We start from the raw sequence: 755 nt of genomic DNA on the forward strand, positions 1-755 counted from the left end.
GCAAAAATATACATAATTTTATCAGTACTTTTAATAAGTACTAATATTTTTGTAACTTTTAAAAACTTCAAATATGTCAAGAACTACGATATTGAGAATGTGTATAACTATGATATAGAGAATATTGATAATATAGAAGTAATGGATATATTAGAATCGAAAAAAACAACAACAGTATATTTCTATAGAGAGGATTGCCCATATTGTAAAGAGATTGATAAGCCATTAAAAGAATATTTAACTAATAATTCTATTTCTAATATAAAAGGCTATTCTACAAATTCGAATTATAAATATAAGAAAGAAATAGTAAAATCGTATCAAATAGAATCTGTTCCTGCGCTTGTTAAGGTTAATAATGGTGAAGTTATAGATAGGAAATATTTTAATGGTATAGCCGAAAAGATAGGTTATCTTATTGAATGAGATATGATTAGTTATATTTACAAATCTTAGAGTTAATAAATCAAAGTATTAACATTTATATTGTTTTTACGACCTCATAAGTCCACCCTACACCTAAATATGATTCAGTCCAAAGAATGACTATTTAGACCAGATTATAACAAAATTTAAACTCTATCTGATAGAGTTATTATAACAGAAGGTGATAAGAATTAAAATGATAAGTAAGTTTATGAAAGATTATGCTTTTCAAGTATTTAAAGATGAAGATGATATAGAAGTTATACTTTATGGACTTAAAATATTAGGAACAAGTATTTTAACGGCTATGGTTGTACTTCTAAGTGGAA

1 protein-coding gene is annotated in these 755 nt (G+C 24.8%); it reads left to right on the forward strand.

The window, feature by feature from the left end; translation table 11 throughout:
• The coding region (locus tag ACTHW2_RS10315) for a thioredoxin family protein (RefSeq protein ID WP_442263836.1) at window positions 1-426 on the forward strand (426 nt) is incomplete at its 5' end.
• Window positions 427-755: the final 329 nt, after the last annotated feature.

It is taken from the genome of Tissierella sp. (assembly GCF_052089545.1).
Lineage (GTDB): Bacteria > Bacillota > Clostridia > Tissierellales > Tissierellaceae > Tissierella_A.